At 37.7% G+C, this 25,739-nt stretch carries 24 protein-coding genes and 1 tRNA gene; 21 read left to right on the top strand and 4 right to left on the bottom strand.

Annotation, left to right across the window (positions count from 1 at the left end):
- The first annotated feature begins 210 nt into the window (after positions 1-210).
- The 4 genes from LMB57_RS06765 (at position 211) to holA (ending at position 4,670) form a co-directional block, all read left to right on the top strand.
- A complete protein-coding gene (locus LMB57_RS06765) occupies positions 211-843 on the top strand; it encodes a helix-hairpin-helix domain-containing protein (protein WP_229271814.1) in 633 nt (210 codons plus the stop codon).
- Positions 844-906: 63 nt separating this feature from the next.
- Positions 907-1,392, top strand: coding sequence for a ComE operon protein 2 (locus LMB57_RS06760; protein ID WP_003666825.1), 486 nt, complete (start codon positions 907-909; stop codon positions 1,390-1,392).
- Between the two features lie 165 nt (positions 1,393-1,557).
- Complete coding sequence (locus LMB57_RS06755) at positions 1,558-3,669, top strand: DNA internalization-related competence protein ComEC/Rec2 (protein ID WP_229271815.1); 2,112 nt, start codon at positions 1,558-1,560, stop codon at positions 3,667-3,669.
- The gene (holA, locus tag LMB57_RS06750; RefSeq protein ID WP_229271813.1) at positions 3,639-4,670 is read left to right on the top strand and encodes a DNA polymerase III subunit delta; all 1,032 of its coding nucleotides are present in this window, start codon (positions 3,639-3,641) and stop codon (positions 4,668-4,670) included. The genes LMB57_RS06755 and holA overlap by 31 nt, the downstream gene beginning before the upstream one ends.
- Positions 4,671-4,910: 240 nt before the next feature.
- Here the strand turns inward: holA and rpsT are convergent, their stop codons facing one another.
- The gene (gene rpsT / locus LMB57_RS06745) at positions 4,911-5,165 is read right to left on the bottom strand and encodes a 30S ribosomal protein S20 (protein WP_003666832.1); all 255 of its coding nucleotides are present in this window, start codon (positions 5,163-5,165) and stop codon (positions 4,911-4,913) included.
- Between the two features lie 261 nt (positions 5,166-5,426).
- Here rpsT and rpsO point away from each other — a divergent pair, with 261 nt between their 5' ends.
- The 8 genes from rpsO (at position 5,427) to LMB57_RS06705 (ending at position 13,884) form a co-directional block, all read left to right on the top strand.
- Positions 5,427-5,696, top strand: a complete 270-nt coding sequence (rpsO, locus tag LMB57_RS06740; RefSeq protein ID WP_003666833.1) for a 30S ribosomal protein S15 — start codon at positions 5,427-5,429, stop codon at positions 5,694-5,696.
- Between the two features lie 180 nt (positions 5,697-5,876).
- Positions 5,877-7,658 carry a ribonuclease J gene (locus LMB57_RS06735; RefSeq protein WP_229271812.1) on the top strand — a complete coding sequence of 594 codons (1,782 nt, stop codon included), beginning with the start codon at positions 5,877-5,879 and terminating at the stop codon, positions 7,656-7,658.
- 108 nt (positions 7,659-7,766) lie between these two features.
- A complete protein-coding gene (locus LMB57_RS06730) occupies positions 7,767-8,672 on the top strand; it encodes a hypothetical protein (protein ID WP_229271811.1) in 906 nt (301 codons plus the stop codon).
- Between the two features lie 178 nt (positions 8,673-8,850).
- Positions 8,851-10,041, top strand: a complete 1,191-nt coding sequence (gene tuf / locus LMB57_RS06725) for an elongation factor Tu (protein ID WP_003666836.1) — start codon at positions 8,851-8,853, stop codon at positions 10,039-10,041.
- Between the two features lie 195 nt (positions 10,042-10,236).
- Entirely contained in the window at positions 10,237-11,547 is a 1,311-nt protein-coding gene (tig, locus tag LMB57_RS06720) for a trigger factor (RefSeq protein WP_229271810.1), read from the top strand.
- Positions 11,548-11,724: 177 nt separating this feature from the next.
- Entirely contained in the window at positions 11,725-12,975 is a 1,251-nt protein-coding gene (gene clpX, locus LMB57_RS06715; RefSeq protein WP_003671194.1) for an ATP-dependent Clp protease ATP-binding subunit ClpX, read from the top strand.
- A 17-nt stretch (positions 12,976-12,992) separates the two neighbouring features.
- Positions 12,993-13,583: a ribosome biogenesis GTP-binding protein YihA/YsxC gene (gene yihA, locus LMB57_RS06710; RefSeq protein WP_229271809.1), complete on the top strand. Its 591-nt coding sequence runs from the start codon at positions 12,993-12,995 to the stop codon at positions 13,581-13,583.
- 1 nt (position 13,584) lies between these two features.
- Positions 13,585-13,884, top strand: a complete 300-nt coding sequence (locus LMB57_RS06705; RefSeq protein WP_003674350.1) for a nucleoside triphosphate pyrophosphohydrolase family protein — start codon at positions 13,585-13,587, stop codon at positions 13,882-13,884.
- Between the two features lie 194 nt (positions 13,885-14,078).
- On the opposite strand, the gene LMB57_RS06700 is transcribed toward LMB57_RS06705, so the two are convergent.
- The gene (locus LMB57_RS06700; RefSeq protein ID WP_162859759.1) at positions 14,079-14,216 is read right to left on the bottom strand and encodes an SPJ_0845 family protein; all 138 of its coding nucleotides are present in this window, start codon (positions 14,214-14,216) and stop codon (positions 14,079-14,081) included.
- A 143-nt stretch (positions 14,217-14,359) separates the two neighbouring features.
- Between LMB57_RS06700 and uvrC the strand changes: the two genes are divergently transcribed.
- From uvrC to LMB57_RS06665, 7 genes are all read left to right on the top strand, one after another.
- Positions 14,360-16,171 (top strand): excinuclease ABC subunit UvrC, encoded by a 1,812-nt coding sequence (uvrC, locus tag LMB57_RS06695; protein ID WP_229271808.1) that lies wholly within the window; start codon positions 14,360-14,362, stop codon positions 16,169-16,171.
- Positions 16,172-16,235: 64 nt separating this feature from the next.
- A complete protein-coding gene (gene obgE, locus LMB57_RS06690; protein WP_229271807.1) occupies positions 16,236-17,552 on the top strand; it encodes a GTPase ObgE in 1,317 nt (438 codons plus the stop codon).
- A 32-nt stretch (positions 17,553-17,584) separates the two neighbouring features.
- Positions 17,585-18,514 (top strand): ribonuclease Z, encoded by a 930-nt coding sequence (gene rnz, locus LMB57_RS06685; protein ID WP_229271806.1) that lies wholly within the window; start codon positions 17,585-17,587, stop codon positions 18,512-18,514.
- A 16-nt stretch (positions 18,515-18,530) separates the two neighbouring features.
- Complete coding sequence (locus tag LMB57_RS06680; protein WP_029507544.1) at positions 18,531-19,364, top strand: SDR family NAD(P)-dependent oxidoreductase; 834 nt, start codon at positions 18,531-18,533, stop codon at positions 19,362-19,364.
- Between the two features lie 133 nt (positions 19,365-19,497).
- Positions 19,498-21,825 carry a single-stranded-DNA-specific exonuclease RecJ gene (recJ, locus tag LMB57_RS06675; protein ID WP_229271805.1) on the top strand — a complete coding sequence of 776 codons (2,328 nt, stop codon included), beginning with the start codon at positions 19,498-19,500 and terminating at the stop codon, positions 21,823-21,825.
- Positions 21,826-21,841: 16 nt separating this feature from the next.
- Positions 21,842-22,360, top strand: coding sequence for an adenine phosphoribosyltransferase (locus LMB57_RS06670; RefSeq protein WP_229271804.1), 519 nt, complete (start codon positions 21,842-21,844; stop codon positions 22,358-22,360).
- Between the two features lie 110 nt (positions 22,361-22,470).
- Positions 22,471-23,082 (top strand): DUF308 domain-containing protein, encoded by a 612-nt coding sequence (locus LMB57_RS06665; RefSeq protein ID WP_229271803.1) that lies wholly within the window; start codon positions 22,471-22,473, stop codon positions 23,080-23,082.
- A 129-nt stretch (positions 23,083-23,211) separates the two neighbouring features.
- Here the strand turns inward: LMB57_RS06665 and LMB57_RS06660 are convergent.
- Positions 23,212-23,299: transfer RNA gene (locus LMB57_RS06660), tRNA-Ser, on the bottom strand.
- Between the two features lie 152 nt (positions 23,300-23,451).
- Between LMB57_RS06660 and LMB57_RS06655 the strand changes: the two genes are divergently transcribed.
- Positions 23,452-24,120, top strand: a complete 669-nt coding sequence (locus tag LMB57_RS06655) for a ribonuclease H family protein (protein ID WP_229271802.1) — start codon at positions 23,452-23,454, stop codon at positions 24,118-24,120.
- Positions 24,121-24,145: 25 nt separating this feature from the next.
- Positions 24,146-25,306: a hydroxymethylglutaryl-CoA synthase gene (locus LMB57_RS06650; RefSeq protein ID WP_229271801.1), complete on the top strand. Its 1,161-nt coding sequence runs from the start codon at positions 24,146-24,148 to the stop codon at positions 25,304-25,306.
- A gap of 139 nt (positions 25,307-25,445) precedes the next feature.
- Here LMB57_RS06650 and tnpA read toward each other — a convergent pair.
- A partial coding sequence (gene tnpA / locus LMB57_RS06645; RefSeq protein WP_229278044.1) for an IS200/IS605 family transposase occupies positions 25,446-25,739 on the bottom strand: 294 nt, incomplete at its 5' end.

Below are 25,739 nucleotides of genomic sequence, written 5' to 3'. Positions count from 1 at the left end.
ATCTTAAGGCAAAAGAGGCCTTTTTATATAATTTTTATCGCCCACCCGCATAGCAGGTGGTTTTTTGTTTCGTGCACTCGCTCTGCTCGCGCACTCAACCAGGCCTAAAGACATTAATTAAAAAGCAAGAGACAAAAACAATAGGTCTCTTGCTTTTTTAATGCAAAATGGATTTTTTTACGTATTTATATTTATAGGGAGGTGAGAAACATGCAGCAATTATCAGAATTATGGATAAAATATCGCGTACAGGTGCTGATGATAGTGATTGCTGCAGTAGTTGGGGGATATTGGATGCTTAATAAAAACAATAACGACGCTTTGATTTCAAATACTAATGCGGTTTTAACAAGTAGCGAAACAGGAAGCAGTTTAACTTCTACCACTACGATGAAAAGGACCGTTGCAATTGATATAAAGGGTGCCGTAAAAATGCCAGGAGTTTATGAGTTGAAAGCAGATGATCGTGTGAACGAAGCCTTGAAAGCGGCAGGTGGACCACTACCCAATGCAGACTTGCGCCAAGTGAATCTTGCTAAACAATTAACGGACCAGCAAATGGTCTATATTCCGCTTCAAGGCGAAACGCCGGTAGCTTCCAGCAGTACAGAACCATCAGCGGCTAATAATGAAAATGGCAGTGATAATTCTGCAAAGATAAATCTAAATACGGCTACCAAAGAACAACTATGCCAAATTACAGGAATTGGTGATAAAAAGGCAGACTTGATATTACAATACCGACAAGAACACGGTCAGTTTAAGAGCATTGACGAACTTAAAGAAATAAATGGCTTTGGCGAAAAAACTGTTGCTAAACTAAAAGATCACCTATCTATCTAGTTTTTATTTTTTTGATGAAGATATTTGCTATACTATATTTCAAATATAGAGGAGTGAAATAATATGAAACCGAGAATTGATTGGGACCAGTATTTTATGATTCAAGCAGCCTTACTGGCGTCGCGGAGTACCTGCAACCGCCTTTCAGTAGGTGCAGTTTTAGTTCGTGATAAGCGGATAATTGCTGGTGGGTACAATGGCTCAGTCGCTGGCGATGCACATTGTATTGATGAAGGCTGCTATTTACGTGATGGACATTGTGTACGAACTATTCATGCAGAAATGAATGCTTTGCTGCAGTGTGCTAAGTTTGGTATTTCTGCTGATGGGGCAAGTATTTATGTAACGGATTTCCCTTGTTTACAATGTACCAAAAGTTTGTTGCAGACTGGAATTAAGGAGATAAATTATATCCGTAATTATCACAATGATGATTACGCCATGAAATTACTTAAACTAAAAAATGTTGCGCTTCATCAGATTAAATTAGATAGTGATATTTTAGAAGAGGTCGATCTGGACCAGTATATCAACCCAGATCAAAAATAGATTATCCAACACTTTTGGTTTTTCCCCGCGCTAATTGCAAGTTTAGTAGCAGTTAGTTTCTTTAGTTCATATTGGTTAATTTTTCTTTTAATTGCTATATTTTACCGAATTGCCGTATTAAAAAGGCCAATAGTACTTGGAATTGGAGTGCTGACATGTTTATTGATGGCAATTTTGTGTTACAGTTTACAAAAAAATTGGGCAACTATTACGGCAGATAAGCAAATGGAAGTTACCCAAAGAATATTAGTTTACCCTGATGAATTAAAATTCAATGGAAATTTTATGACAGGAACTGCGATCGACATTCAAACTGGACAACGTGAAGCAATAACGATGTCGTTTAAGTCACCCCAGATGCTAAAAAATATTGATAAGCTTACAACACCCTCGATATGGCTTATTAATGGGCAGTTAAAACCGATTATTCCCCGCACAAATGAAAATCAATTTGATAACTTAACTTATAACCACCATCGCCGGATCTGTAATCAAGTTCAAATTAACCGGGTAGAGCAAATGGTTAGGCAAAAAAGAGGAATAGTTGGCTGGTGTCATACATTAAGAAAACGACTCAGCCTCTACTTTGAAACTTTACCGCCTCCTCTTAGTGCGTATTGCCAACAATTAATAATTGGTAGTAGTAATGAGGATTCGGTTGAATTAATGGTAAGTATCAAAAGACTTGGCCTGCTCCATCTTTTTTGCATTTCCGGAATGCATATCATACTTTTCACTGATTTATTACGGCGACTATTGGTTCATTTGTGGTGGCGTAAAGAATCGATTGATTTATTTTTAATTATTATTTTACCGTTTTATCTTCTCATTGGTGGTGGAGCAACAAGCTTGATAAGAGCAACCATTATGGCTGAACTTGGCCTTCTTCATCGATATTTAAATTTGGACCGTCTTGATGGGTGGGCACTGAGCTTATTAATTGGATTGGTTATTGATCCGTTGCTATTGCTTACATTAGGTGGTCAATTAAGCTATTTGCTTTCTTTTATTCTTCAAGTTCTTCCAGAATCAGTACGTGGTTTTAAACAGTCTTTATTATTGAATTTAATTAGTTTGCCTTCGTTATTGAGTTATGTATATGAAGTTCATCTTTTAAGCTTTGGGGTTAGTTATTTAATAATTCCGCTATTTTCGACAGTTGTTTTTCCAGCGGTCTTGGTTGGGGCACTTAGTTTTAAGCTTTTTGAACCACTCACGTATCTAATTAATGCTGGTTTAAAATGCTTTCAATATATTTTAAATTGGTTATCTGATTTTCCAGGAATGATTCATTTTGGGAAGCCACCGTTAATTTTGGCCCTTCTATTATTTGCGGCATCTTTATTTGTTATTTCTCAAGATACATCTTTAAAATCATGGAAAATATTAGCCTTGTTGTATGTAATTACTGGAGGGATAATTCATTTTCCATTTAATGGTGAGGTTACTTTTATTGATATTGGACAGGGGGACTCAATAATTATTAGAGAACCTTTTAATCGCCGAGTAACAATGATTGATACAGGAGGTAAATTAAATTTTAAAAAGCCGAATTGGGCGACTTCAAAGCATTCTCAAGATGATGCTCAACGAATAACCATTAATTATTTGAAAAGTAAAGGTATTAGGCAAATTGATAACATTTGTTTAACTCATCATGATGCAGATCATATCGGCTATGTAACAACGATTTTGGATAATATGGCAGTGAAAAGGCTGATTGTACCAGCGGGGATGGAAAAACAACCAGCACTTCTTAATAAAGTAAGGACTGCTGAAAAGACATCGCCAGCGATAATTCCGGTGACTGATAATGTTAAGTTACCATCATTTCCATTGCAAATTTTACATCCTTTTGTTCCGGGAGAAGGGAAAAATGAAGATTCTTTAGTGCTAGCTGGGACATTTGGCGGGAAAAAATTTCTTTTTACGGGGGATTTGGATCAGGAAAATGAAGAAAAAGTTATTCAAAAGTATCCGCAACTAAAGTCAGATATCTTAAAAGTTGGTCACCATGGCAGTAAAACTGCTAGTAGTTATTCATTTTTGCAGACAGTTGCTCCTAAGTATGTGATAATTTCAGCTGGACGATTTAATAGGTATCATCATCCTGATGAAATAACAATAAAAAATTTTCAAAAATTAAATATTAATTACTTATCAACGCAGCAATTTGGAATGATACAATATGTATACCATGGTCAAAATGGAAAAATAAAAACAACATTGAGGGGAGATGAGACAAGTTGGACATTGCCCAATTATCTACACAATTAAAAACTAAAACCCCAGCAATGGTATATTTAATTTTAGGGAAACAACAGGTTCTTCAACAGCAGGCAATTGCTGCCTTTACAAGCCTTATTCCAGAGAATGAACAGGTCATGAATGTTGGTCGATATGATATGGAAGCCACGCCATTGGCAGTTGCTTTGGATGATGCGATGGCAACTCCATTTTTTGGTGAACGACGATTGGTTATTATCAATAAACCGTTCTTCTTAACTGGTGAAAAAAGACATTCAAAAGTTGAACATGATTTGGACAGCTTAAAAAAGTATCTTGAACACCCTGAACCGTCCACAATTTTAGTTTTTGCGGCCCCTTATGAAAAGCTTGATGGACGAAAGGGGATTGTAAAGCAATTAAAGAAGACAGCGGTTTTAGTTGATGCTAGTCCGCTTGATGAACGAGCAGCTCGTCAAAGAGTGAGAACTCAATTATCAACTGCTGGTTTTGAAATATCAGAAGCCGCTTTGGATGAGTTGGTTCAACGGACTAACGCGGATTATGGGCTGATGGATGCAAGTTTAACTAAATTAAAGATTTTAGCTTATCGTGAGAAAAAGATTGATCAAAGCATGGTAGCTGCTTTAGTTCCACAATCATTAGATGAAAATGTCTTTGATTTAGTCACTGCGGTCCTTAAGCATAATCAAATAAAGGCCTTAGATCTCTATCAACAGCTATTAGCAGGTCAGCAACCACCGTTAAGGATTAATGCGGTGCTAGTGGGACAGTTTCGATTATTGATTCAAATAAAAGTATTAAGCAAACGTGGCCTTACCCAAGGAAGTCTAGCAAGTCAACTTAATGTCCATCCTTATCGGATTAAATTGGGATTAAAGACTGCACGTGATTTTTCAATGCAGGCGTTAGAGAATGCCTATTTGGGTTTAATTCGTATTGAACAATCGTTAAAAACGACACAGCGCGATCCATCGCTTTTATTTCAGTTATTTATGTTACAGTATTCTCAGCAGAGCAAAGGGGCATGAGATACAAAAAGGAGACTTTTGAAAAAACAACTTCATTTTTTCAAAAGCCTCTTTTATTTATACGAACTTTATTTGAGATATCGTGGAAATTAACCACAAGGCTCGAGGCTAAGTCCGAACGATAATCAGCCCGTGCCTTCTCTCCTTAGCCCACCGCCTTGTCAAGAAGGTTAATTTCCACTCTCCTTTTTGTGAAAAGTTAAAAATAAAAAAGCAACTAACTTAATAGTTGCTTTTTCATTACTTAGCGTAACGTGCTGAGAGACGTGACTTGTCACGCGCAGCCTTGTTAGCCTTGATAAGGCCCTTAGAGTGGGCACGGTCAATTGCTGAGATAGCAGCCTTGTATAAGTCGTCAAGGTTATCTGCGCCAGCAAGCTTTGCCTTATCGAACTTCTTAATAGCAGTTCGCATTTGACTTAATTGTGAAGCGTTACGTGCTTCAGCTTTTTCACTAGTACGAACACGTTCAATTGCTGATTTGATAATTGGCATGAGTTTCACCTCCGTTACCCGATTTTCAGTTGACCAGAATTTTCAACATTTGTCATTATACAAAAGACTAGCGATCAATGCAATAGCTAACGACAATCAAGTCAAAATTTCACAGAAATAGTTGCAACATTAGTAAATTTTATGTATATTTGTATAGGTTACTTCAAACAAGTAATTAATTGCCTCTTCTCAGTTTAACGATCCTCACCGACGTTATACTTAGATCTTAGGCGCATTAATATTGAAAGGTGGGAAAATAGCATGGCTATTTCAAAAGAACGTAAAGATCAAATTATTAAGGAATTCGCAACTCACGAAGGAGATACTGGTTCTACTCAAGTTCAAGTTGCTGTTTTAACTGCTGACATCAACGAATTGAACGATCACCTTCGTACTCACAAGCACGATTACCATTCACAACGTGGGTTAATGAAGAAGATTGGTCACCGTCGTAACTTATTAGCTTACTTACGTCGGACTGATTTACCTGCTTACCGTGAACTTATCCAAAAGTTAGGTTTACGTCGGTAATATTTTATTATCAAAGCACTTTGCCTTTTACTTGGAGGCAAGGTGTTTTTTGTTTTTACTCCATTATTTTCACTGATTGTGGTAAGATATTTATAACTATAATGAACGATATAAAATTCTTATCGTTACACATTGTAATCGATAAGGGGTTCAAAACTAAATATTAAAGGAGCCAAATCAATGGATAATAATATTAAAATTATTCCTTTTGGTGGTGTACGCGAAAATGGTAAAAATATGTACGCCGTTGAGATTGAAGACCAAATTTTCATTTTGGATACGGGGTTAAAGTATCCGGAAAATGAATTAATGGGAATCGATGTTGTTATTCCTGACTGGGAATATCTTCGTGAACATAAAGACAAGATAGTTGGGGTATTCTTAACACATGGACATGCAGATTCAATTGGAGCACTCCCGTATTTCTTGATGGACTTTAATGTTCCAGTATTTGGAAGCGAGATGACAATTGCCTTAGCGAAGCTAGCAGTTAAAAACCATAAGGAAGTTAAGAAGTTTAATGATTTCCATGTTGTTGATGCTGCAACAGCAATTGATTTTAATGATGTTACAGTTTCATTCTTCCAGACGACCCATACTATTCCTGAAACTTTAGGGGTTGTTTTAGAAACTAAAGCAGGAAATATTGTTTACACTGGTGATTTTAAATTCGATCAGACAGCTAAAAAGGGTTATCAAACAGACCTTGCTCGTTTAGCAGAAATTGGATCACAAGGTGTATTAGCGCTTTTAAGTGATTCTGCTGGTGCCGGCATTACGGGTGCGTCTGCTCGTGAGCAAGATATTGGAGACTATATTAAAGAAACCTTTAAATATCAAAATGGTCGGATTATTGTTGCTAGTGTAGCTTCGAATATTATGCGTGTACAGCAGATTATCAATGCTGCTGTTGCCGTTGGTCGAAAGATTATTTTATCTGGTAAAGATATTGAACAAATTATCGATACAGCAATGTCTTTGGGAAAGCTGCACTTACCAGATGACTTATTCATTAGCCGCAAGGAAGCAGAAAAACTCGAACCAAACCAAGTTGTTATTTTGGAAACTGGTAAAATGGGTGAACCGATTAAGTCATTACAGCAAATTGCAAACGGTGATAATCCTAATTTGCAGTTAACGAGTACCGATCTTGTCTTTGTTACTACTACTCCTTCTTATGCGCAGGAGACTGAAGTACAAAAGACAAAAGATATGATTTATCGTACGGGAGCAGAAGTTAAGTTTATTTCTGATGATTTGAATCCTTCTGGGCATGCTAACCAAAATGATGAACAATTAATGTTGAACTTCATGAAACCAAAGTTCTTCATTCCAATTCAAGGTGAATATCGTCTGTTAGATCGTCATGCAGAATTAGCAGAAGAAGTAGGAGTTCCAAAAGAAAATATCTTCCTCGTTAATAAGGGTGATGTTCTGACTTACAAAAATGGTAAATTCCATGTTGGAGAACATATTGATGTAAGTAATACTATGATTGACGGAACAGGTGTCGGTGATATCGGTAATATTGTTTTACGAGATCGACGTGTCCTGTCAGAGGATGGGATTTTTGTTGTGGTGGCAACTATTGATCGGAAAAAGAAAAAGATCGTTGCTCGACCACAAATTACGTCGCGAGGATTCGTATTTGTAAAGACTAACCGTCAACTAATGCAACAGAGTGCTGACTTAGTTGAAAAGATTGTTCAAGAAAATCTAGATCAAAAGGAATTTGATTGGAGTCACTTGAAACAAGATGTTCGTGATAAATTAAATCGATTCTTGTTTGATCAAACTAAACGGCATCCAGTTATTTTGCCAGTTATTATGGAGATCAATCAACATCAAAAAAAGATTAAAAACAATGTTGAAAAGAAGGAAGAGAAATCTGCGAAGTCGCGTTCAACGAAAGAACATCATCGTGGTCGTGGTAAAAAACGAGTGGCAAAAGAAAAGAAGTAGCCGTTTAATATAAGTAATGTGAAGGGAGGCTGGGAGAAAACTTTCGTTTTTCTCCCAGCCTCTATCCTTTAATGAACGATTGTAAATAAAATAAAAAGGGTGATAAAAATGAATGAAACCCAACAAGATCAATATCTCCAGGCTCAAAAATTAATTGCTGAAGAAAAATGGCAAGAAGCTAGTGATATTCTGGAAGATCTTATAAATGAGGTCGATGATTCAGAAATTGGTCGATTGACGATCATCGTTCTGTATCATTCTCAACAATATACCAGGGCTTGTACTTACTTGTTTGAGTATTTAGAAGTAATGTTTGATAGCTTGTCGGATGCTCAAATTGCCATTAAAATTTTGTGTCAAAATGAATTGTTTATTTTAGCGAGACAGGTGATTGGTAGTCTTTCGCAATGGCAGGAAGATTTGCTAACAATTGTTACGATAGGTGAGGAAAAATCTCGTCAAGAGTACCAAGAGACATTACAAACACGGTTGCGTGACTTTTATCATTTAGGAGATCACTCCCTTGAGGAGCAACAAAGTAGGCTGCAGGCAGCTTTTAAGCTTCCTTTAAATGAATTTATTACAGGCGCTAAGTTCCTGCTTCGTGATCCTTACACTCATCCGCTGGTAAAGTCTAGTTTGGTTGAACTGCTTAGTAAGTTACAAGTTGCAGATCCAGTTACTGTTTATTGGCTAGATAAGAAAGAATATACAGTTGTGCCAGCCGATATTCAGCCTTTAAATTTATTACCAATCGTTAGCGAAGGTAAGAGATTAATTACAGAAAAGTGTGGAAATCAAAACCCACAGACAGAAAAGCTGGCAATTCAAGAATTTCAATTACAGGTAATGTTTTTGTATCCGCGAATTAATCAGATTATTAAAGACATTGATGAATGGACAGATATTTTAATCGCTAGAATAGAAGGGAAGAAAGTCGCAACCAATACAGTTTCTAGTACATGGCAGGAACGACTAGGTAAGCAGATTGACGAATTAATAGAAAAACATTAGTCAAATACATTTACAAATGAACAGATAGTTGATATTATATTTAAGAATTCTTCTTCAGAGCCTAAGATTAAAGCTTTCAATTGGCGAAAAGAAGTTGTACAATATGTATAAGGGTATGCCAGTCATTGAATTAAATGATCTGGCATTATACTTGTAAATTATCAGGAGGTTTTCATTAATGGCTGAAAAAGAACATTATGAACGTACAAAACCCCACGTTAACATTGGTACTATTGGCCACGTTGACCACGGGAAGACTACTTTAACTGCTGCTATTACAAAGGTATTGGCAGCCAAAGGTTTAGCAAAGGCAGAAGATTACGCTGATATCGATGCTGCTCCAGAAGAAAAGGAACGTGGTATCACTATCAACACTGCCCACGTTGAATACGAAACTGAAAAGCGTCACTACGCACACATCGATGCCCCTGGACACGCTGACTACGTTAAGAACATGATCACTGGTGCTGCACAAATGGATGGTGCTATCCTTGTTGTTGCTGCTACTGATGGTCCTATGCCACAAACTCGTGAACACATTCTTCTTGCTCGTCAGGTTGGTGTTCAATACATCGTTGTATTCTTAAACAAGACTGACTTAGTTGACGATGACGAATTAGTTGACTTAGTTGAAATGGAAGTTCGTGACTTACTTAGCGAATACGATTTCCCTGGTGACGATGTTCCAGTTGTTCGTGGATCTGCTCTTAAGGCACTTGAAGGTGACCCAGAACAAGAAAAAGTTATCCTTCACTTAATGGATGTTATTGATGACTACATCCCAACTCCAAAGCGTCCTACTGACAAGCCATTCATGATGCCTGTCGAAGACGTATTTACTATCACTGGTCGTGGTACTGTTGCTTCTGGTCGTATTGACCGTGGTACTGTTAAAGTCGGTGACGAAGTTGAAATCGTTGGTTTAACTGAAGATGTTCTTAAGTCAACTGTTACTGGTTTGGAAATGTTCCACAAGACTCTTGATCTTGGTGAAGCTGGGGATAACGTTGGTGTACTTCTTCGTGGTATTTCCCATGACCAAATCCAACGTGGTCAAGTTTTGGCTGAACCAGGTTCAATCCAAACTCACAAGAACTTCAAGGGTGAAGTTTACGTTATGACTAAGGAAGAAGGGGGACGTCACACTCCATTCTTCTCAAACTACCGTCCACAATTCTACTTCCACACAACTGATGTTACTGGTACTATCGAATTACCAGATGGTGTAGAAATGGTTATGCCTGGTGATAACGTTACATTCACTGTTAACTTACAAAAGCCAGTTGCTCTTGAAAAGGGTCTTAAGTTCACTATTCGTGAAGGTGGACACACTGTTGGTGCCGGTGTTGTATCCGACATCTTAGACTAATTTTTGAGTACAGATGTGCTAAAAGGCTTGGGGAAACCCAAGTCTTTTTTCTTTAACAAAAATATTTGAAAATAACTTGGGGATCAGCCGTCAATAAGTTGCAATTACTGGTCTCCTACGGTAAACTAATATAGTATGTAAAGACTAATTATAAATATTAATTAGTCAAATTGATTTGTTATTGGAGGAAATAAAATGTCAGCAAAATGGGAACGCGATAGCGATGCCAGCAAAGGTACATTGACATTTGAAATTGATGTCGACACTATTAACAAGGGAATTGACGAAGCTTTCGTTGAGACTCGTAAAAAGATCACTGTTCCGGGCTTCCGGAAGGGTCGTGTCCCACGTCAAATCTTTAACCAAATGTACGGTGAAGAATCATTATACCAGGATGCCTTAAACAAGGTATTACCTGATGCATATAACGAAGCAGTAAAGGAAACTAACATTCAACCTGTAGATCAACCTAAGATTGATATTAAGAGTATGGAAAAGGGTCAACCATGGGTATTAACTGCTGAAGTTGAGGTTATGCCAGAAGTTAAATTAGGTGAATACAAGGGTATGGAAGTTCCTGCTCAAGACACCACTGTTACTGATGCTGATGTTGATAATGCACTTGAAACTAAGCGTCAACAACAAGCTGAACTTGTATTAAAAGAAGATAAGCCAGCCGAAAAGGGTGACACTGTTGTTATTGATTACAAGGGTAGTGTTGACGGTGAAGAATTTGATGGCGGCTCAGCTGAAAACTACTCACTAGAATTAGGTTCAGGCTCATTTATTCCAGGTTTTGAAGATCAATTAATCGGTCACAACGCTGATGAAGATGTTGATGTAAATGTTACCTTCCCAGAAGATTACCACGCTAAGAATCTTGCTGGCAAGGATGCACTTTTCAAGGTTAAGATTCACGAAATCAAGGAAAAGCAATTACCAGAACTTGACGATGATTTCGCTAAGGATGTTGACGAAGATGTTGATACTTTAGCTGAATTAAAGGAAAAGACTAAGAAGCAACTTCAAGAAGAAAAGGATAACCAAGCTAAGGCTGCTATTGAAGATGCTGCTATCAATAAGGCTGTTGCCAATGCAGAAATCCAAGATATTCCACAAGCAATGTTAGATGATGACACTAATCGTCAAATGCAACAATATTTAGCAGGAATGCAACAACAAGGTATCAGTCCTCAAATGTACTTCCAAATTACTGGTACAAAGGAAGAAGATTTGAAGAAGCAATTTGCTAATGATGCTGCTCAACGTGTAAAGACTAACCTTGTCTTAGAAGCAATTGTTGACGATGCTAACTTAGATGCTACTGATGAAGAAATTGCTAAAGAAATTTCTGACCTTGCAAAGCAATACGGTATGGAAGAAGATGCTGTCAAGAAGGCATTATCTAAAGACATGTTAATGCATGATATTAAGATCCGTAAGGCTGTTGACTTAGTTGCCGATTCAGCAAAGCAAGTTAAGGATGACGAAAAGTCTGACAAGTAATTTGTTAAATAATTACTAATCAATGAGGCTGGAAGAAAACAGTAGTTTTCTTCCAGCCTCGCTATTTTAATCAAATATTAGTAAGATAAAGTAGAAAATAATTTACTGAGTAATTTAGTCGAAATTAAACAGTAATTTTGTTATGATGTTTTAATAAGTCTTAGAGGAGGTTCATTTATGTTTGAAGATACCACTGGTATGGATTCAGTTCACTGTTCATTTTGTGGAAAGTCCCAAGATGAAGTGAAAAAAATTGTTGCTGGTCCTGGCGTCTATATTTGTAACGAATGTGTTGACCTTTGTAAACAAATTATTGATCAGGAATTAGCAGAAGATGAAGCTAAAAAAGCTTTCCGTGTGCCAACTCCAGGAGAGATTGTTAACGAACTGGATGACTATGTAATCGGTCAAGGTGATGCTAAAAAAACATTAGCAGTTGCTGTTTATAACCACTATAAGCGGGTTAATGCAATGATGAGTGGCGATAATAATGATACAGAACTTCAAAAGAGTAATATTGCTGTAATTGGTCCAACTGGTTCTGGGAAGACCTATCTTGCCCAATCACTTGCTCGAATTCTAAATGTTCCGTTTGCAATTGCAGATGCTACAACTTTAACTGAAGCTGGATACGTTGGTGAAGACGTTGAGAATATTATCCTTAAATTACTTCAGGCTGCTGACTTTGATGTAGAACGTGCTGAAAAAGGAATCATTTACATTGACGAAATTGATAAAATTGCAAAGAAGAGTGAAAATGTATCAATTACGCGTGATGTTTCTGGAGAAGGGGTTCAACAAGCTCTTTTAAAGATTCTTGAAGGAACAATTGCTAATGTACCACCTCAGGGAGGACGTAAGCATCCACAGCAAGAATTTATCCAAGTCGATACAAAGAATATCCTCTTTATTGTTGGAGGAGCCTTTGATGGAATCGAAACAATTGTTAAGGAACGACTCGGTGATAAGACAATTGGATTTGGAACAGACTCACGAGAAGCTGAAGAGGTTACGGATAAAAATATTTTGCAACATGTTATCCCAGAAGACCTTCTTAAGTTTGGCCTAATTCCAGAATTTATTGGACGATTACCTGTGATGACTGCTCTTGAAAAACTTGATGAAGACGATCTTGTTCGAATCCTTACTGAGCCAAAGAATGCGTTAGTTAAGCAATATCAAGAGTTAATCCGCCTTGATGGAAGTAAGTTGACATTTACCGATGGTGCATTACGAGCAATGGCACAACTAGCAATTAAGCGGAATACAGGTGCTCGTGGTCTCCGTTCGATTATTGAAGATGTGATGCGGGATGTAATGTTTGACTTGCCAAGTCGTAAAGATGTAGAAAAGGTAATTATTGATAAACGATGTGTAACGCAACATACAGAACCTCGTTATGTTTTAAAGGATGAGAAAGCTTCTTAATGAAATGAGGTAAGCAAATGGAAGTTCACAATGTAGATTTAACAATCAGTGCCGTAAGTGATGAACAATATCCTAAAACAAATATTCCAGAAATTGCTTTAGTTGGTCGTTCAAATGTTGGGAAGTCATCGTTGACAAACGTCCTAATCAATCGTCGCAATTTTGCTCATACGTCTAGCCAGCCAGGCAAAACTCAGACATTAAATTTCTATGACGTTGAAGATAAGGTATATTTTGTCGATGTTCCAGGATATGGGTATGCTAAAGTCTCGAAAAAAGAGCGAGAACGATTTGGAAAAATGATTGAACAATACTTAACCCAACGTGAACAATTGCGCGGAGTTATTCAATTGGTTGATGCACGGCATGAACCAACCCCTGATGATGTAAATATGTATAATTGGTTACAATATTATAATATTCCAACACTAATCGTAGGGACGAAGATTGATAAGGTAAAACGGAGTGCATGGAATCGACAACTAAGTCTTATCAAAAAGACCCTTGCTGTTGAGAATGCAACACCGATTATTCTATTTTCAGCTACAGAGAAAAAGGGTAAAAATGATGTTTGGCAGTGGATTGAAGAGCGAATGGGGAAGAACTAAGTTGGATTTTAATGAATACCAAAATGCAGCAAAACGAACCTTATATGGGAATGAACAAGTTTTAACAAATTGTGCATTAGGATTAGCTGGTGAGTCAGGACAAGTCGTTGATTTAGTAAAAAACTATACTTTTCGTAGTCGAAAATTAGATCGTAAGGAACTAATCCACGAAATGGGTGATGTCTTATGGTATTTATCTCAAATTGCAGAATGGGCCGATATTCCATTTGAAGAGGTTGCCAAAGCAAATATTGAGGAGTTAAATCAGCGCTATCCGACTGGTTTTAAAAAGCAAGATTAAAAAATAGAGAGTGGGAAATAACCTCCTCGACAAGGCGGTTGGCTAAGTTAGAACGATGATTAGCACGGCACGGGCTGATTGTCGTTCGTACTTAGACTCGAGCCTTGTGGTTATTTTCCACGTTATCTTTCTATTGTTCATAAAAGTAGTGGAGGCTGAGAGAAAACAAAAGTTTTCTCTCAGCCTCCCTTGTATTATTTCTTTTCTTTATCTTTGCTATCTTTTTCTTTTTTATCGTCATTTTTTTTAGTTGCTTTTGGTTTTTTAGGGTCAACCGCAAATTGATCAAATAATTTATCAAGCTGTTCGCTTCTTCTAGTAACTAATCCCATTTTTTTAGCTCCTTTTTTACATTTGACAAAATGCTAGCATAAATTTTGCTAAATGTACAATTATTTCTAAACACTTTCTTTGCCTTAATGATGATTTTTCAGATATAATATATTGTTAGATAATTTTTCGGAGGGATTTTGCGATGGCCAGTGAACATTTAGAACATAAACTAGCATTGTTACCTGATAAGCCAGGTTGCTACCTGATGAAAAACATTAATGATCAGATAATTTATGTTGGTAAAGCTAAAAATTTAAAAAATCGGGTTCGCTCTTACTTTAAAAGTAGTCACACCGGTAAAGTAGCTAAAATGGTTTCGGAAGTTGCAGACTTTGAAACCATTGTGACTTCGACTAATAAAGAGTCATTCTTACTTGAAATAACGCTGATTCAAAAACATCAACCTTATTTCAACATTAAATTAAAAAAGGGAACTGGTTATCCCTACATAAAAATAACAAATGAGCGGGATCCGCAAATTAAGATCGTTAGTAAAATAAAAAAAGACGGGGGATATTATTTTGGCCCCTATCCTAATGTCTATGCTGCAGAAGAGACAATGCATTTTATTCAAAAGGTCTACCCATTGCGCCGCTGTAATGGGTATCAAGGCCGTCCATGTTTGTATTATCATATGGGGCAGTGTTTAGGAGCTTGTTTTAAAGAAGTTCCTAAGAGTGACTACGAAGAGCAAATTAAGAAAATTAAGTCATTTTTAAACGGCAATACAGCGACAGTTAAGCAACAGTTAACCAAAAAGATGCAACGAGCAGCGGAAAATATGGAGTTTGAACGAGCGGCTGAAATTCGCGACCAGCTTCACTATATTGAAGTGACGGTTGAAAAACAAAAGATTATTTCAAATGATAAGACCCCTCGTGATTTATTTAATTTCTATATGGATAAAGGGTGGCTTTCTATTCAAATTTTCTTTATCCGGCAAGCGCGGTTAATGAAACGAGAAAAACGCCTATTTCCAATCGTGGATACAGCAGTCGAAGAAATGACTAGCTTTATTCTCCAATTTTATAATCGTCGCAATAATATTTTACCTCACGAAATTCTCCTTCCCAAAGGTCTCCCCAATAAGGAAATAAGTGAAATACTAGGAGTACCGGTTAGGACACCTGTTCGTGGTGAAAAACGGGACCTTTTAGCAATGGCACATGAAAATGCTCAGTTGTCTTTAGATGAAAAATTTCGACTGCTTGAGATGGATCAAAGTAAGACTACTGGTGCGATGAAAGAGATTACGGATGCCCTTGGACTTCCAGAAGGTCACCGGATTGAAGCATTTGATCATTCGCATATTCAAGGGGCTGACCCTGTTAGTGCAATGGTTGTATTTGTTAATGGCGAACCGGCTAAAAATTTTTACCGTAAGTATAAATTGAAAACGGTGATTAATCATGCTGACGAAGCTGCCAGTACCCGTGAAGTTATTCGGCGGAGGTATTCGCGTCTCTTAAAAGAAAACAAGCCAATGCCGGATATGATTTTTATGGATGGTGGCGAAATTCAGATGGATGCGGCCAAAGATATTTTAGAGAATGAACTTGGTCTCGATATTCCTGTAATAGGGATGGTAAAGAATGATAAACACCAAACTGCTGATTTATTGTTCGGGGATGATGATCACCATATTAATTTGAATCCACGTAGCCAAGGCTTTTACTTAGTTCAACGCATTCAAGATGAGGTTCACCGGTTTGCGATTACTTTCCACCGGCGCGTTCATACCAAGCATTCGTTGAGTTCGCGTTTGGATGAAATTAAGGGAGTGGGACCGCGGACTCGGACGAAATTACTTAAAAAATATGGATCAATTACCAAAATTGCTCAAGCATCAGTTGATGAAATCCATTCGCTAGGAATTAATCGACCTACTGCCCAGTTAATCAAGGTTTCATTGCAGAAAAATGCTGAGGTGGCTAAGGGTAGTAGCCATGATTGATTTTTGACAGGCTTGTAAATTTTAAATATACTAAATAATATACTAAAGAACGGAGACAATCATTATGAATATGTTTGTTGATCAAATAAAAATTGAAGTACATGCAGGTAAGGGTGGCGATGGAATGGTGGCATTTCGTCGTGAAAAATATGTTCCTAATGGTGGCCCAGCTGGTGGCGATGGTGGCCGTGGTGGTAGCATCATTTTAAAAGTTGATGAAGGATTACGGACTTTAATGGATTTCCGCTATCATCGAATTTTTAAAGCTAAAAATGGTGGCAATGGGATGAGTAAACAGATGACTGGTCCAAGTGCAGAAGATACAATTATTGCTGTTCCCCAAGGCACTACCGTTAGGGATCTTGATACCGGTGAGATTATTGGTGATCTTGTTGAAAAAGACCAAGAATTAGTAGTGGCTAAAGGTGGCCGTGGTGGTCGCGGCAACATTCACTTTGCTAGTGCTAAAAACCCTGCTCCTGAAATTGCTGAAAATGGTGAACCAGGAGAAGACCATTACTTAGAATTAGAATTAAAGATGCTTGCTGATGTCGGATTAATTGGTTTCCCGTCTGTTGGAAAGTCAACTTTATTATCAGTCGTAACCGGTGCTAAACCTAAAATTGCTGCTTATGAATTTACGACATTAACCCCTAATCTCGGAATGGTAATGTTACCGGATGGTCGTGACTTTGCAATGGCCGATATGCCTGGTTTAATTGAGGGAGCATCGAAGGGTGTGGGTCTTGGCTTGAAGTTCTTACGGCACATTGAACGTACACGCGTTCTTCTTCACCTGGTTGATATGAGCAGTGAAGATCCTCATCAAGCAATTGAACGTTACCGGCAAATTAATAAGGAGCTTGCCAATTACGATCCTGAGCTGTTAAAGCGACCACAAATTGTAGTTGCGACGAAGATGGACTTGCCAAATTCTGCCGATAACTTAGCTACTTTTAAGGCTGATTTGACAGCGGATAAGACTTTGGAAAAGCAGCCAGAAATTTTCCCGATTTCAGCGGTTACTCATCAAGGTGTCCAACAATTAATGCAATTAACTGCTGATCTCTTAGATAAGACGCCAGCGTTTGATAGTGAGAGTCATGACAAAGAATTAGTCGTTGAATATCGTGCTGCTGCTCCTGACAAGAAGGATGAAGCGGACTTTACCATTACCAAGGATGAAGACGGTACCTGGGTATTAGGTGGTGAAAAACTTATTCGGTTATTTAAGATGACTGATTTAACTCATGAAGAAAGCCAATTACGCTTTGCACGTCAACTTCGCCATATGGGAGTTGATGATGCATTAAGAGCTAAAGGTGTGCAAGATGGCGATCTTGTAAGAATTGAAAAATTTGTTTTTGAATTTATTCAATAAAATTATACGTAACAAAGGTAGGAAAAATATAAATGCAACTTGAATTTTTAGGAACAGGCGCTGGTTCCCCAAGTAAGCAACGTAATGTAGCGAGTGTTGCATTACGGTTGTTAGAAGAACGAAATGCAATTTGGCTATTTGATGTGGGGGAAGCTACCCAACATCAAATTCTCAATACGACAATTAGGCCGCGAAAGATAGAAAAAATCTTTATTACTCATTTGCATGGCGATCATATCTTTGGTTTACCCGGTTTACTAAGTTCCCGCTCTTTTCAAGGAGGAACCGAGCCATTAACTATCTATGGACCATTAGGAATAAAGCGATATGTTCAGACTTCTTTGCAAGTAAGTGAGTCACGCCTCAGTTATCCTTTGCATTTTGTTGAAATAACAGATGACGGGGAACTATTTAATGATCATGGCTTCAAAGTGATTGCACGAAAGTTAGATCATAAAATTGCTTGTTTTGGATACCGAATTGAAGAAGCAGATCATCCGGGAGAATTACAGGTTGAAAAATTACGAGAACAAAAAGTACCATCTGGGCCAATTTACGGTCAACTAAAAGCTGGGAAAACGGTTACTCTTCCAGATGGCAGAGTACTAAATGGTCATGACTTTATTGGTACCCCTCAACCTGGGCGTATTATTGCAATTTTAGGCGATACTAGACAAACAAAGAATGCAATTTTGTTGGCGCAAAACGCGGATGTATTAGTGCATGAAAGTACTTTTGCTAAAGATGAGACGAAGATGGCACGTAATTATTATCATTCAACTAGCAAACAAGCAGCTGAAATTGCGAAAAAAGCTGGTGTTAAAAAATTATTGTTAAATCATATTTCAGCACGCTACACCGGTAAAGCAGCTTATCAATTGGCATATCAAGTTCGTAATATTATTCCTGATACTCGAGTTGTTAATGATTTTGATGTGATTGATATTCCGTTCAAAAAATGAAAAGAGATGGCAAAAGATGCTGAGAAGAGTAAAGACGTTACGTTTTCTGCGAAATGAAGTTGTATTAATTACTGGCGGTTCCAGTGGAATCGGCAAAGAGCTGGCTTTTGAGGCAGCTCGTCGTGGTGCAATCGTTGTTGTTGCTTCTCGTAATCTTGAGAAGTTACAAGAGGTAGCCAAAAAATGTTTAATTTTATCAGGGCGGCCAGCATTTGCTTATCAGTTGGATGTTACCGACCCTGATCAGATTGATGATGTGCTTTCGAAGGTTCAACATGAAGTAGGAGGAATCGATGTATTAATTAATTCTGCTGGGCTTGGTGACTTTATTCCCGTCGTTAAGGAATCTTACCGCTCAATGGAAAAAATGGTACATACAAACCTCTTAGCTTTAATGTATATTAGTCGGTGTGTAGCTAAACAAATGATGGATCAAGGGTATGGGGCCATTATTAATATGGGTTCATTAGCTGGTAAATTGCCTACACCAAATAGCGCTGTATATTCAGCAACGAAGGCTGGGGTAATCCAGTTTGATAACGTTTTACGAATGGAAGTTGCTGATTATGGTGTCCAAGTCTTGACAGTCAATCCTGGTCCAATTGATACGCCTTTCTTTGATAAAGCGGATAATGATTATACATATCGGGCACATTTGCCAAAATGGATGTTTATCTCTCCTGAAGACTTAGCTCGACGAATTTGGAATAATGTCGGGTATAAGACAAGGGAAATTAATGTTCCAGGATATGTGGCTTATCTTGGCTGGGCTTACCAAGTTATTCCCGGTTTAGGTGACTGGGCAATTAAGAAATTTTTTGATTTCCAACAAGATAAGAAGAACTTATAACATGCTCCCTTATTTTCGAGAAATTGCAGAATTTAGCAGTTCCGTTCAAAAAATGAAAGGGGCAAAATAAAAGAGACTGAGTTTATCCCAGCCTCTTGTTTAATTTTGGCGTTGAAATGGTGGTTAATTTTAAATGATTGATGCAAAATTTAAGTGGGAACTTGCCGATAATGCTTCCTCAGCAACTGTTGATAATCTTGAAAAAGAGTTAGGCATTTCTAGAATATTAGCAACCTTATTAGCTCAGCAAGGAATCGATTCAACCGAACAAGCAAAAAAATTCTTTGAACCATCGATGGAAGAGATTCATGATCCAACCTTATTGCATGATGTGGATAAAGCAGTTGAGCGAATTGAGCAGGCAGTTGAAAAGCAAGAACAAATTACTATTTATGGTGATTATGATGCTGATGGAATTACTAGTACATCTTTAATGTATGAAACCTTATTATCCGTCGGTGCTAATGTTAATTATTATGTTCCAAATCGGTTTACAGATGGATATGGGCCTAACATGGACGCTTACCAACGCCTTATTGATAATGGTACCCAGCTTTTTATCACGGTGGATAATGGCGTTAGCGGAAAAAATGTTATCGATAAGGTAATGGCAGCAGGAGTAGATGTTGTAATTACTGACCACCATGAGTTGCCTGCTGACTTGCCTAATGCTGTTGCGATCGTTCACCCTCGCTATCCTGGTAGTAATTATCCTTTTCCTGATTTGTCAGGCGTTGGTGTTGCCTTTAAGGTGGCCTGGGCTTTAACTGGTGAGTTTCCTGTTGAAGAACTGGACTTAGTTGCAATTGGTGAAATAGCTGATGTAGTAAACGTGACGGATGAAAATCATGCGTTAATTTCCTATGGCATTCAGCAACTACGGCAGGGGATGCGTCCCGGATTAACGGTTTTAATGAAATTAGCTGATATTAAAGCTAATAATCTAACTGATCAGGATATTGGATTTGGAATTGCACCACGGCTAAATGCGCTTGGCCGAATTGCTGATGCTAATGATGGAGTTAAGCTGCTGACGAGTTTAGATGAGAATGAATCACAAAAATTAGCTAAAGAGGTAGATCAGGCTAATAAAGAACGTCAGAACCTAGTTGCTGAGATTATGAAAGAAGCAGGAAAACAGGTTAATAGCTCAGCTAACCAGCAGAAAAGGACCTTATTAATTGTTGGGAAAGGTTGGCATCAAGGTGTATTAGGAATTGTTGCCAGTCGGATTATGAATGAGACCGGAAAGCCAACAATTGTCGCATCAACTGATCAAAATAATCCAACCCTAATAAAAGGATCTGGTAGAAGCGTTGACAGTTTTAACCTGTTCAATGCCTTGGAGGCTCATCGTGAACTTTTTACAACATTTGGTGGGCACCCTGCTGCTTGTGGTCTTTCTTTTGATTCGAAAAATATTGTACCTCTGCAAATAGCCTTGGAAGAAGAAGCGGTCAAACAAAAATTTGATCCAACGGTAAAGCAACCTCTTCCAATCGCAATGAAACTTGCACCAGCTGATGTTACCCAACAGTTATATAACGATATTCAACGGGTTGCTCCATTTGGTCCAGGAAATATGGAACCGGTTTTTGAATTAAATAACGTTAAAGTTGTCGATGTCAAAACAATGGGACAGGAACACCAGCATTTAAAATTTTCGATTGTAAGTGATAAGAAAAATCTAACAGTCGTCGCTTTTGGTCAAGGAAATTTGGCAACGCTATTATCCGCACCAACCGGACAAATTAATTTAGCCGTTAAAGTTAGTCTTAATGAGTGGCGTGGTAAAAAAAGTGTCCAACTGATGTTAGAAGATCTCCAAATTAATGGAACGGTAATTATTGATGAACGAACGAATAAACTAACTCCTCAGCTTTTTAGTTCTTCAGATTATTACATTGTAAGAGAGCCAAGATTGCGAGAAAATATTGCGCCCCATGTGGCTCCTGGCTATACTTTATCGATCGAAGAAGCAATTAAGACTGATTTTTCTGGTCAACAAGTAACGCTGGTTGACTGCCCATCTAGTGAAGAAATGCTAAAACGGATTTTTGCAGAGGATGAAGGAGAACCAGCAACTATTCGCTTATTACTGTATCAGCAAAAAAGTGCCTATTTAGCTGGACTTCCAACACGGAATGATTTTGCACAGCTTTATCGATTTATTTATAAGCAAAAAGAATTAAAATGGCCAATGCAAGCTAAAGCAGTTAGCAATCATTTAAAGATTAATATGGATCGATTAAATCTAATGATTCAAGTGTTTTCTGAAGCGGGATTTGTTACAATAAAAGATGACGTGTTAAAGTTTAATGAGCCAACTAATAAGACTGATTTAACGCAAACTAAACGTTATCAAAAACAATTAGCACAATATAAAGTTGAACAACAGTTGCTTTTTAATGATGCGGCAACCGTTGCTAAATGGCTATTGGAATATCTAAATTTAGAGTAAGGAGACTATTTATCTCATGGCTTTAGACCTTTATAAATACGTAGCTAGTGTTCCTGATTATCCAGAAAAGGGTGTTATTTTTCGGGATATTTTACCGTTAATGGCTGATGGAGCTGCATTTAAGCAAGCTACTGACGAATTAGTTGATTATGCTAAGGATAAAAAGGTAGATATGGTAGTAGGACCAGAAGCGCGAGGCTTTATTGTTGGATGTCCTATTGCTCGTGAATTAGGTGTTGGATTTGCTCCAGCACGTAAAAAGGGTAAGTTGCCACGAAAAGCAATTAGTGCATCTTATGACTTAGAATACGGAACAGCTACCTTGCAAATGGAAGCCGATGCAATCAAGCCAGGACAACGGGTTCTTGTTGTGGATGATCTCTTAGCTACAGGAGGAACAATCTCTGCAACAATTGATATGGTTGAACAAATGGGTGGTATTGTTGTTGGCTGTGCATTCTTAATCGAATTAAAAGATCTGCATGGTCGCGATAAGCTTACAGATTACGATATGAAGGCATTAATGGAATTTTAATTAGGAGGAGGCTGGGGATACTAGCCTTTTTTCTTTTTAAATTATAGTTGTATATATAAAATGAATGCGGGACAATAACATTACGTTGATAAAAAGGAGCCAGTTAATTTATGATTTTTTTAGTAATAATGGGAGCCCTATTTTTGATTTTGGGTGGTTTTTATCTTGCTAATTCATGGCAACAGTATCGTGAATGGAAAAGCGGGACAATCATTGTTGTATTGAGTATTATTGCAATTGTTTATGGTGTAATTAATTTACCTTATTTTCATCATAATAATTCTGCTAGTTCAAACCAAAGTACTTCATCTTCACAAGTTGCGCGGTCCAGTAGCTTTTCATCATTTTCAAATGGGTTGACAATTGGCAATTCAAGTGCAAATGAAGCACAACAAGAAAGTAAGACAATGGCTGTTTTGCGTCAAATGCAAAAGGGCTACTCAAAATTAGGTTCAGTTGACTATAACGAAGATAGTAAGACATTCCAGATCACACCAACGGATGATAATACGGTTGAAGCATTGAAAGCTTTAGCGCAAGATCCAAGTCAGGCTGAACAAATGGGCTGGTCTAACTTAACTAAGTCGATTAAAAACAATTCAGGGCAAGTAGAAAAAGCATTAGGTGAAGGATATTCAATTAGTATTATGAATCCAAGCGATTCTAGTAAGGCGTTATATACTGCCAAAGACGGCAAAACTACATACGATATTGCTAATTAATAAAACTAAACAATCTAAGATTAGTTCAAGACAGATTGGGGCACTTAATAGGTGTCCTTTTTTGTGTAATAAAAAAGCTGATATACCAACGTTTTAACAACGATTGAATATCAGCAAAACTTTAGATAAAGGAGACAAGGGGATTTGAACCCCTGCACGCTTTTACACGCCTAACGGTTTTCGAAACCGTCCTCTTCAGCCACTTGAGTATGTCTCCATTTCAACTTTATTATTGTAACAAAAAACTTGGCAAGCGTAAAGAGAATATTAATTAAGGAAATAGCTATTTAATAATTTTGCAGAAATAATTTCTTGCTAATATGATATTCTAATATATGATGTAATTTAAAATTTAATTAGGGGATTTTTATGGTAAAAAAATATTATGCAGTAAAAAAAGGTCGTCATCCGGGAATATATAAAACTTGGGCTGAATGTCAGAAGGAAGTTAATGGATATCCGAATGCTAAGTTTAAAAGCTTCTTAACGCTTGAGGGTGCTAATGAGTGGCTTCAGGCTACGGGAAATACCGTAACATCGACTAAAGCAGTTGCTTATTCTAACAATATTCTTGTTTATACTGATGGAGGCTCCCGTAATCATGGCAATAAGTTAGGGCAGCATGTTAAGGCAGATGATAAAGCGGCATGGGCTTATTTTATTCAAACTAAGGATCGAGCTTATACAGGAACTGCTGGCGAATTTGGGGCTACTAATAATAAAATGGAGATTACAGCTTTAATTCAAGCACTAACTAAACTATTAGAACTTGGTTTTCAAGATCAACCAGTTACAGCGATCTTGGATTCACATTACGTACTTGACCCAATTATGAAAGGCTGGTTAACTAATTGGCAGCGTCGAGGATGGTTAACCGCTGGTGGCAAACCGGTAGCAAATCAAAAGCTATGGGAAGAAATAGTTTCCCTTTTACCTCAGTTCCCTAATTTACATTTTGATTGGACTAAGGGTCATGCAACGAATGCTGGAAATAATAAGGTCGATGAATTACTAAATAAGACTATGGATCAGTTATAATTATTTGACAAGAGGATGATAAGAAATGAGAATTGGTATTGACAAAATGGCTTTTGCAACAACAAATGATTATTTAGATCTTGTTGAATTAGCAAAAGAACGCGGCGTAGATCCTAATAAATTTACCATTGGAATTGGACAAGATTTACAGGCAGTTGTACCGCCTACGCAAGATATTGTAACTTTAGGAGCTACGGCAGCGAAAAAATTGCTTACTCCTGAACTAGAAAAAAATATTTCAACAGTAATTGTGGCAACTGAGTCAGGGATTGATAATTCAAAAGCAAGTGCAATCTACATTAAACGCTTATTAGGGCTTAATGACTTTGTCAGAACGGTAGAAATGAAAGAGGCGTGTTATTCTGCGACAGCTGCTATCCAATTTGCAAAGGGAGTAGTGGCGCTTAATCCCCAAGAAACTGTATTGGTGATCGCTGCTGATATTGCTCGTTATGGATTAAATACTCCAGGAGAAGTGACTCAAGGAGCTGGAGCAGTTGCAATGCTGATTTCCCAGAACCCCCACATCCTAACCCTTGAAGATACAACTGTTGCTTATAGTAAGGATATAATGGACTTTTGGCGGCCGTTATATGCAACAGAAGCTTTAGTAGATGGAAAATATTCTACTAATGTTTATATTGAATTCTTCCTTCAAACTTTTACCCGTTATCAGCAATTAACTGGGCGAAATTTAGCAGATTTCGCTGCCCTTGCATTCCATATGCCGTTTACTAAAATGGGAAAGAAAGGGTTAGAAGGGTTGCTTAAAGATCGTAATGACGAAGTAGCTCAACGATTACGAACACAATTAACCGCAAGTCAGCTGTTTTCGCGCCAAGTTGGTAACCTTTACACTGGTTCATTATATTTATCATTAATGTCATTGTTACAAAATAGTGACTTAAGAGCTGGAAGCCGAATTGGGTTATTTAGCTATGGCTCTGGTGCAGAGGGAGAATTCTACACAGGAATCTTAGAGGACAGCTACGAGCATTATATGAATAATATTCAAGCAGAACTAAAACATCGTCACCAGGTTTCGGTGGCAGAATATGAAAAACTATTTAGTAGTCAATTAGGAACGAATGATCGAGATATCGAGTTTGATGTTACTAATGATCCATTACCTTTCGTTCTTAAAGGACAAAAAGATCATCAACGGATTTATGAAGTTAAATCATAACCACCCGTCAAACGGGTGGTTTGCACATCGGCTATAAGCCGATAATAAAAGCCGGCGTCTCAAGGCGCTGGCTTTCGCTTTGCTCAAGCCAAAATGCTCTGACTACTTTGCCACCGCTTTAAGCGGTGTTTGTACTACTTCACTTACCCTTAAAAGGGTCCGAATATTCCACACTTGTTAGCTTATCCATTGCTATATCATGTTTCTCTTGATCTCGGATATACTTCTTTATCGTGGATTCATTCAATCCAACTGTACTTACGTAGTAGCCTTCAGCCCAAAAATGTCGGTTCCCATATTTGTATTTTAAGTTTGCATGTCGATCAAACATCATTAATGCACTTTTCCCTTTTAAGTATCCCATAAACTGCGATACACTTAGCTTCGGCGGAATACTTACTAACAAGTGCACATGATCTGGCATCATATGACC

Source organism: Limosilactobacillus secundus (genome assembly GCF_020784695.1).
Taxonomy (GTDB): Bacteria; Bacillota; Bacilli; order Lactobacillales; family Lactobacillaceae; genus Limosilactobacillus; species Limosilactobacillus reuteri_F.
The sequence above is the reverse complement of the archived record's forward strand: the minus strand, read 5'-3'. Positions and strand labels throughout refer to the sequence as shown.

Excerpts from the sequence above, each read along its gene's own strand:
- LMB57_RS06765 (WP_229271814.1), top strand. The coding sequence starts at position 211 with ATGCAGCAATTATCAGAATTATGGATAAAATATCGCGTACAGGTGCTG.
- LMB57_RS06760 (WP_003666825.1), top strand. The coding sequence starts at position 907 with ATGAAACCGAGAATTGATTGGGACCAGTATTTTATGATTCAAGCAGCC.
- LMB57_RS06755 (WP_229271815.1), top strand. The coding sequence starts at position 1,558 with ATGGCAATTTTGTGTTACAGTTTACAAAAAAATTGGGCAACTATTACG.
- rpsT (WP_003666832.1), bottom strand. The coding sequence starts at position 5,165 with ATGCCAATTATCAAATCAGCAATTGAACGTGTTCGTACTAGTGAAAAA.
- rpsO (WP_003666833.1), top strand. The coding sequence starts at position 5,427 with ATGGCTATTTCAAAAGAACGTAAAGATCAAATTATTAAGGAATTCGCA.
- LMB57_RS06735 (WP_229271812.1), top strand. The coding sequence starts at position 5,877 with ATGGATAATAATATTAAAATTATTCCTTTTGGTGGTGTACGCGAAAAT.
- LMB57_RS06730 (WP_229271811.1), top strand. The coding sequence starts at position 7,767 with ATGAATGAAACCCAACAAGATCAATATCTCCAGGCTCAAAAATTAATT.
- tuf (WP_003666836.1), top strand. The coding sequence starts at position 8,851 with ATGGCTGAAAAAGAACATTATGAACGTACAAAACCCCACGTTAACATT.
- tig (WP_229271810.1), top strand. The coding sequence starts at position 10,237 with ATGTCAGCAAAATGGGAACGCGATAGCGATGCCAGCAAAGGTACATTG.
- clpX (WP_003671194.1), top strand. The coding sequence starts at position 11,725 with ATGTTTGAAGATACCACTGGTATGGATTCAGTTCACTGTTCATTTTGT.
- yihA (WP_229271809.1), top strand. The coding sequence starts at position 12,993 with ATGGAAGTTCACAATGTAGATTTAACAATCAGTGCCGTAAGTGATGAA.
- LMB57_RS06700 (WP_162859759.1), bottom strand. The coding sequence starts at position 14,216 with ATGGGATTAGTTACTAGAAGAAGCGAACAGCTTGATAAATTATTTGAT.
- uvrC (WP_229271808.1), top strand. The coding sequence starts at position 14,360 with ATGGCCAGTGAACATTTAGAACATAAACTAGCATTGTTACCTGATAAG.
- obgE (WP_229271807.1), top strand. The coding sequence starts at position 16,236 with ATGAATATGTTTGTTGATCAAATAAAAATTGAAGTACATGCAGGTAAG.
- rnz (WP_229271806.1), top strand. The coding sequence starts at position 17,585 with ATGCAACTTGAATTTTTAGGAACAGGCGCTGGTTCCCCAAGTAAGCAA.
- LMB57_RS06680 (WP_029507544.1), top strand. The coding sequence starts at position 18,531 with ATGCTGAGAAGAGTAAAGACGTTACGTTTTCTGCGAAATGAAGTTGTA.
- recJ (WP_229271805.1), top strand. The coding sequence starts at position 19,498 with ATGATTGATGCAAAATTTAAGTGGGAACTTGCCGATAATGCTTCCTCA.
- LMB57_RS06670 (WP_229271804.1), top strand. The coding sequence starts at position 21,842 with ATGGCTTTAGACCTTTATAAATACGTAGCTAGTGTTCCTGATTATCCA.
- LMB57_RS06665 (WP_229271803.1), top strand. The coding sequence starts at position 22,471 with ATGATTTTTTTAGTAATAATGGGAGCCCTATTTTTGATTTTGGGTGGT.
- LMB57_RS06655 (WP_229271802.1), top strand. The coding sequence starts at position 23,452 with ATGGTAAAAAAATATTATGCAGTAAAAAAAGGTCGTCATCCGGGAATA.
- LMB57_RS06650 (WP_229271801.1), top strand. The coding sequence starts at position 24,146 with ATGAGAATTGGTATTGACAAAATGGCTTTTGCAACAACAAATGATTAT.